This is a genomic window from Mesorhizobium qingshengii, assembly GCF_027563465.1.
Taxonomy (GTDB): domain Bacteria; phylum Pseudomonadota; class Alphaproteobacteria; order Rhizobiales; family Rhizobiaceae; genus Mesorhizobium; species Mesorhizobium qingshengii_A.
The window spans coordinates 106,905-122,263 of record NZ_JAPFQA010000017.1; the positions used below are offsets into that span (position 1 = coordinate 106,905).

Annotated in this window: 12 protein-coding genes and 1 pseudogene; 7 read left to right on the plus strand and 6 right to left on the minus strand. The window is 64.1% G+C overall.

Annotated features, from left to right (window positions below; translation table 11 throughout):
• Window positions 1-117: 117 nt before the first annotated feature.
• The 3 genes from sfnG to ssuD all read right to left on the minus strand — a co-directional run bounded on the left by sfnG (window position 118) and on the right by ssuD (window position 4,017).
• A complete protein-coding gene (sfnG, locus tag OOJ09_RS26680; protein ID WP_269908058.1) occupies window positions 118-1,221 on the minus strand; it encodes a dimethylsulfone monooxygenase SfnG in 1,104 nt (367 codons plus the stop codon).
• A gap of 166 nt (window positions 1,222-1,387) precedes the next feature.
• Window positions 1,388-2,848 carry an FAD/NAD(P)-binding protein gene (locus OOJ09_RS26685; RefSeq protein WP_269908059.1) on the minus strand — a complete coding sequence of 487 codons (1,461 nt, stop codon included), beginning with the start codon at window positions 2,846-2,848 and terminating at the stop codon, window positions 1,388-1,390.
• The gene (ssuD, locus tag OOJ09_RS26690; protein WP_269908060.1) at window positions 2,845-4,017 is read right to left on the minus strand and encodes an FMNH2-dependent alkanesulfonate monooxygenase; all 1,173 of its coding nucleotides are present in this window, start codon (window positions 4,015-4,017) and stop codon (window positions 2,845-2,847) included. Before ssuD ends, OOJ09_RS26685 begins: the two co-directional genes overlap by 4 nt.
• 357 nt (window positions 4,018-4,374) lie before the next feature.
• Here ssuD and OOJ09_RS26695 point away from each other — a divergent pair.
• Window positions 4,375-4,509: pseudogene (locus OOJ09_RS26695) on the plus strand (transposase); the annotation flags it as partial.
• 13 nt (window positions 4,510-4,522) lie between these two features.
• On the opposite strand, the gene OOJ09_RS26700 reads toward OOJ09_RS26695, so the two are convergent.
• Complete coding sequence (locus OOJ09_RS26700; protein WP_269908061.1) at window positions 4,523-5,545, minus strand: ATP-grasp fold amidoligase family protein; 1,023 nt, start codon at window positions 5,543-5,545, stop codon at window positions 4,523-4,525.
• A gap of 382 nt (window positions 5,546-5,927) precedes the next feature.
• On the opposite strand from OOJ09_RS26700, the gene OOJ09_RS26705 reads away from it, so the two are divergent.
• From OOJ09_RS26705 to fabG, 5 genes are all read left to right on the plus strand, one after another.
• Window positions 5,928-8,198, plus strand: a complete 2,271-nt coding sequence (locus OOJ09_RS26705; protein ID WP_269908062.1) for a propanediol/glycerol family dehydratase large subunit — start codon at window positions 5,928-5,930, stop codon at window positions 8,196-8,198.
• The gene (locus OOJ09_RS26710) at window positions 8,195-8,614 is read left to right on the plus strand and encodes a diol dehydratase small subunit (protein ID WP_269908063.1); all 420 of its coding nucleotides are present in this window, start codon (window positions 8,195-8,197) and stop codon (window positions 8,612-8,614) included. Before OOJ09_RS26705 ends, OOJ09_RS26710 begins: the two co-directional genes overlap by 4 nt.
• A 9-nt stretch (window positions 8,615-8,623) precedes the next feature.
• Window positions 8,624-9,322 carry a cysteine hydrolase family protein gene (locus tag OOJ09_RS26715; RefSeq protein WP_269908064.1) on the plus strand — a complete coding sequence of 233 codons (699 nt, stop codon included), beginning with the start codon at window positions 8,624-8,626 and terminating at the stop codon, window positions 9,320-9,322.
• Between the two features lie 97 nt (window positions 9,323-9,419).
• Window positions 9,420-10,946 (plus strand): APC family permease, encoded by a 1,527-nt coding sequence (locus OOJ09_RS26720; protein ID WP_269908065.1) that lies wholly within the window; start codon window positions 9,420-9,422, stop codon window positions 10,944-10,946.
• 80 nt (window positions 10,947-11,026) lie between these two features.
• Complete coding sequence (gene fabG / locus OOJ09_RS26725) at window positions 11,027-11,791, plus strand: 3-oxoacyl-ACP reductase FabG (RefSeq protein WP_269908066.1); 765 nt, start codon at window positions 11,027-11,029, stop codon at window positions 11,789-11,791.
• A 97-nt stretch (window positions 11,792-11,888) separates the two neighbouring features.
• On the opposite strand, the gene OOJ09_RS26730 is transcribed toward fabG, so the two are convergent.
• Both OOJ09_RS26730 and OOJ09_RS26735 read right to left on the minus strand, forming a co-directional pair.
• Window positions 11,889-12,899 (minus strand): phosphotransferase enzyme family protein, encoded by a 1,011-nt coding sequence (locus tag OOJ09_RS26730; RefSeq protein WP_269908067.1) that lies wholly within the window; start codon window positions 12,897-12,899, stop codon window positions 11,889-11,891.
• Between the two features lie 117 nt (window positions 12,900-13,016).
• Window positions 13,017-14,300 carry an aspartate aminotransferase family protein gene (locus OOJ09_RS26735; protein ID WP_269908068.1) on the minus strand — a complete coding sequence of 428 codons (1,284 nt, stop codon included), beginning with the start codon at window positions 14,298-14,300 and terminating at the stop codon, window positions 13,017-13,019.
• A gap of 103 nt (window positions 14,301-14,403) precedes the next feature.
• Here OOJ09_RS26735 and OOJ09_RS26740 point away from each other — a divergent pair, with 103 nt between their 5' ends.
• The gene (locus tag OOJ09_RS26740) at window positions 14,404-15,165 is read left to right on the plus strand and encodes an SDR family NAD(P)-dependent oxidoreductase (protein WP_269908069.1); all 762 of its coding nucleotides are present in this window, start codon (window positions 14,404-14,406) and stop codon (window positions 15,163-15,165) included.
• Window positions 15,166-15,359: the final 194 nt, after the last annotated feature.

Sequence of the window (15,359 nt, forward strand, 5' to 3'; positions counted from 1 at the left end):
ATCATCCTCGATTGCTTCCGCAGGCGCGCAAACCCCCATTGCCGCCCGATGGATCGGGCGTGCCAGGGACCTTCATTCGTGTGCTGGCCGGAGCCTGTCCGGCCAGCCTGCGGGTGACTACTCTGCCGCCAGCGACGCCGCCGCCTCGGCGGCTTCCAGTTCGCGAACGAGCGGGACGACATGCTTGCCGAAATACTCGACCTCTTCCTGGAAATGCAGGAAGCCGAGCAGGATGAGATCGGCGCCGGCGCGCTTCAGATCGACGATGCGCTCGGCGACTTGCCGGGGCGTGCCGATCAGGTTCGAGCGGAAGCCGTCATTGTACTGGACCAGATCGTCGAAGGACGATTTCGCCCAGTTGCCCTCGCCTTCCGGCGAAGCCTTGCCGGCATTCTTGACCTCGTGGCCAAAGGCGTTGACCGCCTCGGGATTGGCCTTGGCGATGATCTCGGCAAGCACCGCCTTTGCCTCGTCCTCGGTCTCGCGGACGATGGCGAAGGCATTGACGCCGACCTTGACGGAATGGTTGCTGGCCTTCGCCTTGGCCTGGATGTCGTCCACCTGTCTGGCGATCTCGGCCGGCGTATTGCCATTGGTGAAGTACCAGTCCGAGACCCGCGATGCCATGTCACGCGCGGCGCGTGACGAACCGCCCTGGAAGATTTCGGGCAAAGGCTGCGGCGGTTTCGGCTTCAGCGAATAGTCGTTGAAGCGGTAGAAATCGCCACGGAAGGTGAAGCTGTCCTGCGTCCATATTCCGCGCAGCGCACGGATGAATTCCTCCGAGCGGCGGTAGCGCTCGTCATGGTCGAGCCAGTGTTCGCCGATGGCGTGGAATTCGCCACGGAACCAACCGGAAACGATATTGACCGCGACACGGCCGTTGGTCAGGTAGCTGATGGTGGCGATCTGCTTTGCCGCCAGCGCCGGGTTCCACGGTCCGGGCAGGATCGCCGCGATGACCTTGAGCGTGGTGGTCGCGGCCAGCAGATCATGGCTGAATGCCACCGATTCATGCTGTTCGTCGGCGCCGTAACCGGCGGTGAAGCGGATCTGGCTGAGCGCATAATCGAAGCCGGCCTTCTCGGCGATCTGCGCCAGCTTTCGGTTGTACTGAGCCGAATGGTTGGTGCGCTGCTCGATGTTGGAGATCACCAGGCCGCCCGAAACGTTCGGCACCCAGTAGGCGAATTTGATCGTGTCGGTTCCTGCGTGCGCCATGAACTTTCTCCCATTCAGGCCGTCTCGTTGGTCGATCCGACCGTGGCCGGATTTCGCCAATATTTATTATGTTTATAGAATATATATACAAAGAAGGATTTTCCGTTTTTGGGGCCTTTGCAGGACGGAAATACCAATTTTGACGAGCCGTGCCGGCTCGCGGTTTTCAGCTCTCGACCGGTGCGCGCGCCGCCTTGGCGCCGACGGCTTCGGGTGACGGCGGCGTGTCGAGCAGCTTTGCAACTTCGGCTGCAACCGCCTGGGCATGGCGGGCGACCTCCGGCAGGCCCATGAGTTCGCCGAAAGTCCCTCGCGCCAGCGGGCCGGCGACAAAGAGTGTGGCGGCCGCCCTGCCATCCCTGCGAACGGCGCGGCTGTCGAGGCCTGTCTCGATGCCCAGACCGTACTGGTCGGCTCTGATCAGCCCGGCTTCGGCCAGTGAGCTCAATGCCGGATTGAGCTGAAGCGCCTGGCCATGAGCCGGACCCGTGGTGTTGATGACGGCATCGAAGCGTGCCGTCTCGATCCGCGTCTGCCCGCGCTGCTGAAAGCTCACCGCCAGGCTGTCGTCCTCATGGTTCGATGCGACAAGCCTGGCCGCGATGTTGTCGAATGTGCCGGTGGCGGCCCGGCGATCGAGCACGGCCGCGACCTGCGGTGCGATCCTGAAGCGATGCACGTCCCAGAACACGCGCAGCCGGCGGACCAGCCTTGCCCGCTCCCGCGGAGCAAGCGCGGCCCACAGCACCGGTCCCTGCAGGCGCAGCTGGTCGAACACGGACTGCCAGTTGACATTGGCGGCACGCGCCGCCGCCAGCGTCGCGCGGATATTCTCAAGCAGGCCAAGGGCGGTTGCGGCCGGCGCCGAGGCAAAGTCGCCAAAAGGCTCGCCCCTCACGTCCGGGTGGCCGCGCGAGCGAAGGCCGCGACGAGACAGCGCCAGGATGCGGCCGCGATGGCCGCGGCGATCAAGTTCGGCGACCATGTCGGCCGAGGTCAGCCCGGAACCGACGATCAGCACCGAAGCATCCGGCCCGATCGCGGCAAGCGCGCCCGAAGCATACGGGTCGGCGATGAAGCCCGGCGCTTCCGCCAGCGAGGTCAGCGCGGCTGGAATTTCGGGCAGTGGATGCGTCGCCGCCAGGATGACCGCGTCGGCGGCAACCGGCCCAGCGGAGGTGTGCACGGTCCACCCCACGCCTTTGGGGTCATGCATCACGCGCGTGGCGCGGCCTTCGACGTGACGGATCACGCCCGAGTCGAGATAGGGCACCAGGTGCTCGGCGACGTAGCGGCCGAACACGCGCCGCCGCGGATAGGCGTCGCCACTCTTCCAGATGGCGTCGGCGTCGCGCTCGAGTTCCCCACTGCCAGCCAACCAGCGCGCAAAGTGCTGCGGATCATCGGGAGCCATGCTCATCCTGATCGCCGGAACATTGACCCGGTGCGCCGGCTCCTCGGTGGAATAGGCAAGCCCGCCGCCAAGCACCGGTCGCGGCTCTATCACGGAAATCGAGAGGTGCGCCGGCCGATGTGTCCACGCCAGGTGCCAGGCCACCGCCGCGCCGGAAAAGCCGCCGCCGATTATGGCGACGCGCAACCGGCGGGCCGGAGGAAGCGCGTTCATGAGGCGCTGGCGAGCGACTTCGGCCGATGGTCGCCGGCGATGGTCTCGCCGAACGGGCCGGTGTTGACGGACGAGCCGGCGGCCTTCACCGGATGATCGGTCGGCAGTTTCGGCAGCACCAGCTCACCGAAGCGGTAGGCTTCTTCCAGGTGCGGGTAGCCCGACAGGATGAAGGTGTCGATGCCGAGGCGCCGATATTCATCGATGCGCTCGGCGATCGTGTCGGGGTCACCGACAAGCGCCGTCCCGGCGCCGCCGCGCACCAGGCCGACCCCGGCCCACAGATTGGGCGCGATCTCGAGCTTGGCGCGGTTGCCGCCATGCAGCGCGCTCATCCGCGCCTGGCCGACCGAATCCATGCGGGCAAAGACCTTCTGCGCCGAGGCGATGGTCGCATCGTCGAGCCGGCTGATCAGGCTGTCCGCCGCGGCCCAGGCCTCCTCGGTCGTTTCGCGCGCAATGACATGCAGGCGAATGCCGAAGGAGAGCTTGCGGCCGGCCTTCTCGGCCAGCGCACGCACGCCGTCCAGCTTGCGCTCGACATCGGCGGGAGGCTCGCCCCAGGTCAGGTATTTGTCTATCTCTTGCGCCGCCACCACGGATCCGGCTTCGGACGAGCCACCGAAATAGAGCGGCGGGTATGGCGTCTGCACCGGCGGAAACAGCAGCCGGCCGTCTTCGATATGGAAATGCCTGCCTTCGTGCTCGACCGTCTCGCCACGCAGCAAGCGCTTGTAGATCCGCAGGAATTCCTGCGTCACCTCATAGCGCTCGGCATGCGACTGGAAGATGCCGTCGCCCTTGTTCTCGAGCGGGTCGCCGCCGGTCACCACATTGATCAGCAGGCGCCCGTTGGAGATGCGGTCGAGCGTCGCCGTCATGCGCGCAGCGAGCGTCGGCGACTGCAGGCCCGGCCGGACGGCGACAAGGAAGCGCAGCCGCTCGGTCAGCGGCGCCAGCGCCGATGCGATCACCCAGGAATCCTCGCACGACCGGCCGGTCGGCAACAGCGCGCCATAGTAGCCGAGCGTGTCAGCGGCCTTCGCCACTTGCGTCAGGTAGGGCAGATCGACCGATCTGCCGCCCTCGGCGGTGCCGAGATAGCGGCTGTCGCCATGCGTCGGCAGAAACCAGAGAACCTTGATGCGGTCCGGAATGTCGCGGCTCATGGCCTGTCTCCCGTCGTCTTGTGGCGGTGGCTGGCTATGCCTGACGGGATTGAGGGCGGGCGAACAAAAGTAGGCATGGCGTGGTCCTGTCGAGGGGAAAACCAGATCGCCCGTGCAGATTGCTTATTCTATAAATTCTGTAGAGTTAGTTTATTCTAAATCCGGCGACACAATTGGAAATTCTCTCCGCCCGATCGAAACTGATTGGCTGCCAGGCGTTGCTCGGGCGACAAGCGCGCCGAACGCGGCGCTCGTCGAGATGCCGGAACGCCCTGCCGATCGGCGACGTCAGTGATGCCCGGCTTAAGTGCTTTCTGGTTTACATTCCAAGGCTTGACGAGATTCAGCATTCCCCCTGAATGGCGCCACCTAATCGAGAACTTCTTCGCCAAACTCAAGGAATTCAAGCGTATCGCCATGCGCGCCGACAAAACTGATCAGAGCTTCGCTGCCTTCATCAATCTCACAGCCGCCGTCATAAACTCACGCTGAATCTCAACAAGCCTCAGCCCGGCAGGCTTTGCAGGGGTAGTTTTTCGACTGGATGAACCGGCGCCGGATCGCCTTCTCTTGTGAACTTTGCCAGAAGCGCGTCGGCGTAGAGCCGGGCGAGCCCGGTGTGGCGCCGCCGCAAGTAATCCGAATGATCGAGGCGCCACAGCCGCTCGATGTCCGCCATGAGCGCCGGGTTGCTCCACTTGGCATAGCCGCCCGCCGAATAGACGGTGATTTCGCCGGCAAACAGCCGCTCGTCGGTGACCAGAAAATCGACCCTGATATAGTCGAGATCGCCGGCGATGCGCGGGGCGATGATGGCTGCCTGGCGAATGAATTCGACGAGGCGTGGCGTGACCGGCAGCGCCTGATCCTCCCGCGGATAGTCGATATCGCGCCCCGGCAAGGGATTGCCATTCGCATCGAACAGGCGCGACTTCAGCGCTTTCTTGTCCTCGGCCCGAACATGGCAGACAACGCCGCTGCAGACCTGAACCTTGATTTCGGTGGCGATCTTGCCGCCACTTAAAGGCAGCGCCTCCTCGACAAACGCCTCCGGCACGATCGGCCGGTAGGCCCATTCGCCGAAGCGGCGCCCGTGCCGCTTGCCCAGCCAGCGCTTCATCTTGCGCAGGATCGTGGCGCGATCCGGCTCGCCGCCGGAAACAAGGACGTTCATGTCGCAGCCATGGTTGGCCTTGACCATCACTTCGCCGGCCAACAGCGAGGACGGGATGTCGTCAGGGTCACGACCGCGCCACAAGGTCTCGGGCACCGGCAGTTCCGGGCAGACGCGGCGGATGTAATCCTTGGCGGCGAGCTTGTCCGACAGCGTGACGAACAGCGGATTGTGGTCGATCACTTTTCGCCACAGCATGCGTTCGTTGTAGCGTTCCGGCGCGGCGGGATTGGGCATGTAGCCAAGCCGCTTGAAAAACCGGATGACGAGAACCGGATGGCGGATCGTGATCAGCAGCCGCGCCACTGCCAGAACGAGGCGGTGCCTTGACGAAAGCTCGGCATTCGTCCTCATCTCAGGCGTTCACGCCCCGACGAGAATTCCGCCGCAGCCGATCCGATTGCTTCACCACGGTTGTGCACCCCTGCCCCGTCCCAGCTAAACACCAACCTCGCGTGGCCAGCAAGGTCGCGACGCGCGGACCGAGCCACAGCCTGCTATTTCGTTGCGGACCGGCAACATCCCTGGTTCTCGGCTCAGTTTCGAGGGATTTGCTCTGGTCCGAACGTTTCTGGCCGGGACCACAGAAACTGGCGAGCGCCGCCCCGACACAATAGCGGCTTCGTTCTAGAAGGGGATATGAACGAGCCGCATATCGTTTGGCGACCGTCTATCCAGGCCATTGTGTGAAGAGTGGGCATTCACTAGTCTTTCGGCCGGGTCGAGGATCGCACGCATGACGCCGAAACTGAACCGCTGGAAGCGCTTCGCCGACTGGGATGAGCGGCCGTTGCGCCTGGACAAGTTTGCGGCGGAAGACCCCGCCAACGGCTTCTCCGCCTTCTCCAGCCCGGCCGATCCCAAACCAGGCATCGGCATCACGGGCGGGCGGGTCGTGTCCCTCGATGGGGTGCTCGAACACGACTACGACATGATCGACCGCTTCATTGCCCGCCATCACATCGATTCGGACGTGGCGCCTGAAGCAATGGCGCTGGACTCGGCGACGGTCGCGCGCTGGCTGGTCGACATGAACGTGCCGCGCGAAAAGCTGGTGCGGCTCGCGCATGGCATGACACCGGCGAAACTCGCCGAGGTGGTGTCGCAGCTCAACGCGCTGGAGATCGCCTTCGCCTACTCGAAGATGCGGGCACGCAAGACGCCGGGCAACCAGGCGCACGTCACCAACGCCAAGGACGACCCGCTCCAGCTCGCCGCCGATGCCGCGACCGCCGTCGCCTTTGGCTTCGACGAGATCGAAACGACGATGCGCGTGTCGCGCAACGCCTGGTCCAACGCGGTGGCGTGCGCGGTGGGCGGCGCGGTCGGCCGCTGGGGAACGCTGTTCCAGTGCTCCAGCGAGGAAGCCGAAGAGCTGCGCATCGCCATGGCCGGCTTTACGTCCTACGCCGAGACCGTTTCCGTGTACGGCACCGAGAAATCGTTCACCGATGGGGACGACACGCCATGGTCCAAGGCATTCCTCGCCGCCGCCTATGCCTCGCGCGGCGTCAAGATGCGCTGCACGTCCGGTGCCGGCTCCGAGTTGCTGATGGGCTTCCATGAAGCGAAATCGCTGCTCTACCTGGAGGCGCGCTGCCTCTGCCTGCAGCGTGGCATGGGGGTCCAGGGCACGCAAAATGGCGGCATCGACGGAGCGCCGTTGACCGCCACGATTCCCGGCGGCGTCCGCGAACTGATGGCCGAGAACCTCATCGCCGTCTGGCTCGATCTCGAATGCGCATCGGGCAATGACGCGCGCTCCACCGAATCGGAAATACGCGTCGGCGCCAAGATCCTTCCCTACCTGATTGCCGGCTCGGACCTGATCTGCTCCGGGATGGGATCGATCCTGAAATACGACAATTCGTTCAACCCGTCGCTGATCAACGGCGAGGAGCTGGAAGACTATCTGGTGCTGCAGCGGGATTTCGAGGCCGATGGCGGGCTGACGCCGCTGCCCGAGTCGCGCGCGATCGAATTGCGCGAGCGGGCGGTGGAGGCGATCGCCGCCGTGTTCGAGGAGCTCGGCCTGTCGACGCCGACCGAGGACATGAAGACCAGTGTGGTCTACGCCTCCGGCTCCGACGATACGCGCAGCCTGATGCCGCGCGACGTGTCCTTCATCAGCGAGGCCATCAAGGAGCGCGGCATCACCGTGATCGACGTGGTCAAGGCGTTGGCCAACCGCGGTTTCCGGGAAGAGGCCGAGAACCTCCTGAACGTGGTGAAGCTGCGCCTTTCCGGCGACTATCTCCAGACCTCGGCCATGATCCGCAACGGGCGGATCGTCAGCGCGGTGAACGATCCCAACGACTATCTCGGCCCCGGCTCCGGCTATCGCGTGTCCGAAGAACGGCGCCTGCAGCTCAACGACATCCGTGACGTGCTGGATCAGAAGGAGGTGCTGCGCTCGGAAGCCCTGCACGAGAAGGACGAGGCAAGGCACATCCGCTATCGCAACCTTGGGCCTGCGGCCAGCGGGTCGACAAACGACGACGTGGTCATCGGCATCAGCCCGGCCTTCGGGTTGAAGCTTTACCGGACGACGGCCGGACACAGGCTTTCCGAAGTGCTTGGCGCGATGCTCGATGCAATTCGCGCGCGCGGGCTCAAGGCGCGTGTCGTTCGCTTCCGCCATACGGCCGATACGTCCTTCCTCGGCCTGTCCGCCGCGCGGCTTGCCGGCAGCGGCATCGGCATCGGCATCCAGGCCAAGGGCACGGCCGTCATCCATCAGCGTGACCGCCAGCCGCACAACAATCTGGAACTGTTTTCCAATGCGCCGATCACCAGGCTCGAGCACTATCGCGCGCTCGGCGCCAATGCGGCGGCCTATGCGCTTGGCGAAATGCCGGAGCCTATCGTCGTGCCGCAGCGAGGCGAGGCCATGGGGTCCCGCTACCATGCCCGCGTCGCCCTGATCTACGCCATCGAAACCGGACTGACCGAGGCTGGTGCGGCTCCCGAAGAGGTCGATGTCACCCTGACGGGGGTGAAATCGTGACCCGGACGCGCGCCGACTATCCGCTCGCCGAAACCCAGCCCGGCGCCGTCACCGGCAAGCATGGCAAGGCGCTTCCGGAGATAACGCTGGATGCGGTGCTTGCCGGCGAGGTGACGATGGAGGACCTTCGCATCACGCCGCAAGCGCTGCAGGCCCAGGCTGACGTCGCGCGCGATGTCGGACGGCCGACACTGGCCCTCAACTTCGAGCGCGGGGCGGAGTTGGTCGAGGTGCCGCAGGACTTCATCATGCAGGTCTACGAACTGCTGCGCCCCGGCCGCGCCAAGTCCAAGGAAGAATTGCTCGAGGCCGCCGCCACGATGCGCGACACCTACCAGGCCGAGCGCATCGCCCGTTTCATCGAAGAAGCCGCCGAGACCTATGCGGCGCGCGGCCTTTTCACGTTCCGCTTCTGAAAGGACCGCATGAGCTGGAAAACCGGATTCCGTTCGCTCTACTACCTCGGCGCGCCCGAGCCGGATGATCCGGTGCTGGTGCCGGCGCAAACCGCCATCCTGGTCATCGATGTTCAGAACACCTACCTGGAGCGGCCGGATCGCGCGTCGCTTTCGCCGCAGGAACAGCACCGCTACGACCTGTGGACGCCGTTCCACGAGCGCATGCACGGCACGGTCGTACCGAACACGGCAAGATTGTTGGCGCTGGCACGGCAAAATGGCATCGAATGCCTTTTCGCCCGCATCGCCTGCCACACCCAGGACGGGCGCGACCGCTCGCTCTCCCAGAAAATGCCGGGCTGGAACAATTTGCTGCTGCCGAAGAACGACGCGCCGTCGCAGCTCGTTGCCGAACTTCAGCCGGCCGGCGACGAAATCGTGGTGACCAAGACCACCGATTCAGCGCTGACAGGGACGAACCTGCGCCTGATCCTCCACAATCTCGGCATCAGGAATGTCATCTGCTGCGGCATCTTCACGGACCAATGCGTGTCTTCGACGGTGCGCAGCCTGGCGGATGAGAGCTATGCCGTCATCGTGCTCGAGGATTGCTGCGCGGCGGCAACCGAGGAGCTTCATCGCAAGGAGCTCGAAATCATCAACATGATCTACTGCCACGTGATGTCGAGCGGTGAGCTTTGCAAAATCATGGCCTTGGCAAAGTGACGCTGCGTCCGTAGTGTCATGGCGGCACTCGCAGGCCGGGACACATCGGCCGCCAAGTGCGGGGAACTGCATACAGCTGTCACAATGGAGAGGCTTCATGGCCATCGAAACTGCACGCGGGACGATCGACGTCTCGAAGAGTAACAGCATCAACCTTTTGCACTCGAAGGCCGTGGGGCTCGCGGGAGTGCTCTTCCTGGCCGTCACCGGCGCGGCGCCAATGTCGGCGATGCTGGGCAATGTCCCGTTCGCGGCCGGCTACGGCATCGGCAAATACACGCCGGCCGCCTTCCTGATGGCGACGATCGTACTGACCATCTTCTCGGTCGGCTATGCCGCGATGGCATCGCGCGTCTCGTCCGTCGGCGGCTTCTACTCCTTCATCAGCCAGGGGCTCGGCCGTGAGGTCGGCATGTCGGCGGGCATAGGCTCGCTCGCCTGCTACTCGCTGTTCGAGGCCTCGCTCACCGGGTTGTTCGCATTTTTCGGCAATCTGTGGATTTCCCAGCATTTCGGCATCAACGTACCCTGGATCGTCCTGGCGCTCGCCATGATCGTGGTCATTGCCGCACTTGCCTACCGCGACGTGAAGCTGTCGGCGCGGCTGCTCGGAATAGCCCTCATTCTTGAAGTGATCATGCTGGTGATCTTCTCGCTGGGTGTGCTCTTCGCCCATGGCGGGACGAATTTTTCCGGTGACTCGCTGAATGTGTTCAAGGTGTTCACGCCTGTCGCCGAGCAGACAGTCGGAACCGTGGCCATACCCGCGGGTGCCGCGGCCGTCGGCATCTTCATGGCTTTCTGGTCGTGGGTCGGCTTCGAGATGGCGCCGAACTATGCGGAGGAATCCCGCGATCCGAAGCGCATCATTCCGCAGTCGCTGTTGATTTCGGTGATTGGCCTTGGCCTGTTCTACACCTTCGTCAGCTGGTGCGCGGTGGCGGCCTATCCTACCGAGGCCGACATGGTGGCCAAGGCATTCTCCGACGGGGTGAATTTCTTCCTGACGCCCATCCAGACTTTTGTCGGCGGCTGGGGCTACCAGCTGATGTCGCTTCTCATCCTGACCAGCTCCTTCGCCTGCGGCATGGCCTTCCACAACACCGCTTCCCGCTATTTGTACTCGCTGGCACGCGAAGGCGTCCTGCCACAGGCGATCGCGGAGACGCATGACCACCACAAGAGCCCCCACAAGGCCTCGGCGCTGCAGTCGGTGCTGGCGGCGGTCTGGGTCCTGCTCTACGGTCTGGCCTACGGCTTCGACGATCCGTCGGGACAGGCCTGGCTTGGCGTCTATACGCTGTTTGCGGTGCTTGGCACGGGACTGTTGCTGGTGCTGCAGGCCGTTGTCTCGCTGGCGATCTACATGTGGTTCAAGAAGAACGGCGGCGGCAACATGCTGACGACGGTCATCGCGCCGCTGATCTCGCTGATTGTCCAGCTGATCCTCGTCTACACGCTGGTGGCCAATCTCGCGACGCTCGGCGGCACCAATGGTTTCGCCAGGAGCATCCCCTATGTCGGGCTTGCGATCCTTATCGTCGGCCTGATCTGGGGCTTCGTGCTGAAGTCCGCCAATCCCAAGGCGTACCAGAACATCGGTCACATGGTGAACGAAGGCTAGGGCATCCATCGCCCTGGATTTCTTGCGGCAACGGGGACGGAGGATCACTCTGTCCCCGTCTCATTTTGGAGCTTCAAGTCATGACCCAGTCTTTGAAGGATCGGTCCGTCGTCGTCACCGGCGGATCGAAAGGCATCGGCAAGGGCATAGCGCGGGTGTTCGCACTCTCGGGCGCCAAGGTCGTCATCATCGCGCGCCACATCGACCAGGCCGAAGCCGCGGCCGCCGAAATCGGCCACGGCACCTTCGGCGTGGCTGGTGACGTCACTTCGCTTGCCAGCGTCGAGGCCGCGTTCGCGGCGGCAGCCGCGAGAAACGGGGGCATCGACGTGTTATGCGCCAATGCCGGTATTTTCCCGCAGGCGCGGCTCGAGGACATGAGCTCGGAACAATGGGACGAGGTCGTCGACACCAACCTCAAGGGCACCTTCCACGCGGTCAAGGCGGCGGTTCCCTATCTCAAGACGTCCGGCCAGGGCCGCATCGTGCTGACGTCGTCGATCACCGGCCCGATCACCGGTTTCCCCGGCTGGTCGCACTACGGCGCCACCAAGGCGGGGCAGCTCGGCTTCATGCGCACGGCCTGCATCGAGCTGGCGAAATACGGCATCACCGTCAACGCCGTCATGCCGGGCAACATCATCACCGAGGGCCTTGTCGGCCTGGGCGAGGCCTACCAGAAGACCATGGCCGCCTCGATCCCGCTCAAGCGGCTCGGGACCGTGGAAGACATCGGCCACGCCGCGCTTTACTTTGCGTCGAAGGAAGCAGGCTACGTGACCGGGCAGACAATCATCGTCGACGGCGGCCAGATCCTGCCGGAGAGCCTGGAGGCACTGGGATAGAGCGGTTCACGAACCGCTCTATCCCCCTGTCTTGAGGCAATTCCCAAGGGAAAGCGCTACGCGCTTTTCCCGGAAAATCGTCTTCTTGGAATTGCTGTCAGGAAAACATGCTCAGATAGGCCTCGCACAACCCGACGGTTCCCTCGGTGTAGGGAAGGCCCATCGACTTGGCGAGGTCCGTCTCCGCGTGCGAGCCGATCCACGCGACCAGGAGCAGGCGGCGCAGCATCACGAAGGTCGGGATCTCGTCCTCGTCTGCCTTGGGCAGGTCAAGCACCCGGCGATAGCCGGCCGTCCATGAACGGATGAGATCGGCGGCCTGCGGCTCGTGCTCGTAGAAGGAGATGGGCGTCGCCGCGTCGTACATATACCAGCCGAAGCCGCAGTCGTCGAAGTCGATGACCTTCACTGTCTTGCCGTCGATCAAAAGATTGGCCAGCCGCAGGTCGCAATGAATGAGGCCGAAACGGTCATGGCCCTTGCCGAAGGCAGCCAGCCTGCGGCCGATCAGGTCCGCGGTGCGGCCAAAGAGCTTGGCCTTCGCGGCGTCGACGCCCATGCCGTCGCGCCAGCGTCCCCAATGAGGGTTCTCCTCGCCGAGGCTTGTTTCGAAATCCCACACGTGGCGGCTGAACCAGGATGGGCGCCGCCACTGCCGGGCGTGGACGTGCATGCGGGCCGTGACCTCGCCCAGCACCTCGAAAGGTTCGCCAAGCGCCTCGCCTATGCCCGGTTCCGAACCGCTCTCCCATTGCGACAACACGACGTGGCGGGGTCGCGCCAATCTGGCATGGCCGACCCGCTGGATCTGCTCGCCGTCCTTGCCCGCGACCGGCACGGGTGTGGAGACGATCCCGGTCTGGCGCAGATCGGTCAGCCAGGCCAGTTCGGATTGGATGGCCGTCCTTGTATGGTAGCCGTCGCGATGGATGCGCAGTGCCCAGCGCCGGCCGTCGGGAGCCGCAATCCTGTAGGTCGCGTTCTCCGACAGGTTGATCATCTCGACGGAAACGTCCGCCGGCAGATCGTAGTTGGCGGTGGCCGCCTCTGCCGTCTCCCGCAGGACGCCGAGTTGCTGGTCGTGGGTGAGCGCGTCGAAATCCGTCACTGTCTGTCCTGCCCGATCATTGCGCCCTTGCCCCCTGCCAGAACCTGCACGATCCCCGCAAGCCCAGCCGCCGGCGCGAACTGGACATCTGGCAGTTTCAACCAGCTTTGAGCCATGTCAACTCGCCTTGCCTGCCTGGTGCATGAGCTCCCGCGCGCGCGGCATCGCCGCATCGAAACGATCCATGATGTCCCGGCAGGTTTCGCGATCCAGAAGCACGCCGGGCTTCCATTGCAGCACCCTTTTGTCGAGCGACGAGAAAATCGCCCAGACGCCCTGCTCGTAGAGTGCACGTGACGCGAAGACGGCGCCTTCCCTGTGGTTGCTGAATTCGAGACCCAGGATCACGCCTTTCTGGCGCACCCCGGTGAAGATATCGCCGTGGCGAGCCAGCATCTCGCGCATGGCCTGCGCCATGAACTCGGTCACGGTGCCGACATTGGCAACCAGGTCAGGCCGCTGCAGCATCTCGATGACCTTGTGGGCGACGACACAGCCGAGCTCGGCCCCGCCCGTGGTCGAGATGTGCGCCGCCCCGTCCTCGTTGAGCCAGCCGCCGGCCTTGTCGTTCACCAGCGCGGCGCTGATCGGATAAAGCCCGCCGGACAGGCCCTTTGCCGTCACCATGATGTCCGGCTGGACGCCATAAGCCTGCCAGCCCCACATGCTGCCGGTCCGCATCAGGCCGGTCTGGACCTCGTCGGCGATGTACATCGCGCCATGCTTTTCGCACAGCGCCTTGCAGGCGTTGAGATAGCCGTCCTTCGGCATCGGGAAGCCGTAGGTGGCGGGGATCGTCTCCATGATCAGCGCCGCGACGTCTTCGCCCTTGAGCGCCTGCTCCATGGCATCGATATCGTTGAAGGGAACCTGGATGAACGTCTCCGGCTGGTCGGAGAGAAAGATCTTGGTGAAGCGATCGTCGCCGGTCGCCACCGCGAGCCCCGAATGCCCGTGATACCCCTTGATGATCGACACGATCTTGCGCCGCTTGGTGGCATAGCGGGCGCTCTTGATGGCGATGTCCACCGCCTCCGCGCCGCCCGGCGCGAAGACGGCATATTTCATTCCCGGCGAGACATTGACGAGGGATTCGGCCAGCGCCGTGCGCGCCACGGAAGGGAACCAGTGATTGCCGATGTCGAAATAGTCGAGCGCGCTCTTCAGCGTCTCGACCAGCTCCGGATTGCGGTGACCGAGATTGTAGGTGCCGCCGTTCAGGTGCAGGTCGATCAGGCGGCGTCCCGACATGTCGTAAAGGAAATAACCCTCCCGCCTGCCGATCACCAGGTCGATCCCGGCCTCCTGCCAGAACCTGGTCTTGTCGGGGTTCCAGAAACGGATTGCCTTGTCGAAAAAATCCTGCTTCGACTCGAACTTGAAGGGACCGAAGTCGTACATGCCTGTCTTTTTCCCCAGAGATTGATCGGCGCGCAACGGAGCCGGCGAGGCTCGCGCGCCGGATGATGCAGGATTACGAGGCCGGGAGAAAGGGTGGAGAGGGATGATCCTCAAGGACAGGACCGCGATCGTGACCGGGGCGGGATCGGGCATCGGCAGGGCGGCGGCGCTGATCATCGCGCGCGAGGGTGCGGTGGTCGGCGTGGCGGATCGCAGCGCCGACGGCGCGAACGCGACGGTCGAACAGATACTTGCTGCCGGCGGCCGCGCGAAAGCGCTTGTGTTCGACCTGACCGACGATCAGGCGCTTGAGGCCGGTTTCCGCGATTTCATCGACGCGCAGGGCGGGATCGACATCCTCCACAATCATGCCGGCGTGCAGGTCGAGGGTGACGTGCTCGGTGTGAGCGTCAAGGGCTTCGACGCGTCCTGGACGCTCAACGTGCGGGCTCACTTCCTCGGCGCCCGCATCGTCATGCCGTTCATGAAGAAGGCAGGCCGCGGGGTCATTCTCAACACCTCGTCGAGTTCCGGCGTGCTCTACGACCGCGAGATGATCGCCTATACGACGACCAAGCATGCGGTAATCGCGATGACCAGGCAGATGGCGGGCGACTATGGCCGCTTCGGCATTCGCGTCAACGCGCTGTGCCCCGGCTGGGTCGACACGCCCTTCAATGGCCCTTTCATCGCCCAGATGGGGGGCCGGGATGCCATCGAAGCCTACATCCGCGAAAGAGTACCGCTCGGCCGCTGGGCAAGCGTCGAGGAAATCGCCGAGTCCGTGCTGTTTCTCGTATCCGACCGGTCCTCGTACATGACGGGCCAGATTCTGGTGGTCGACGGCGGAGAAACGGTGGTCTAGCGCGGATCATCGTTTCACGGAAACGCAGAGCCGCTCTATTGGAATGCGCGCGGGGTTAGCCGTCGATGCAAGGGCCTGACGGCCAAGTTTGCCAGGGACTGTTTGGTGGAGCCAATCGGAATCGAACCGACGAGCTCTTGAATGCCATTCATAGGGTCTGACTTTCGTTCTGTTTCCGTTCGTTGCGCCTTGCT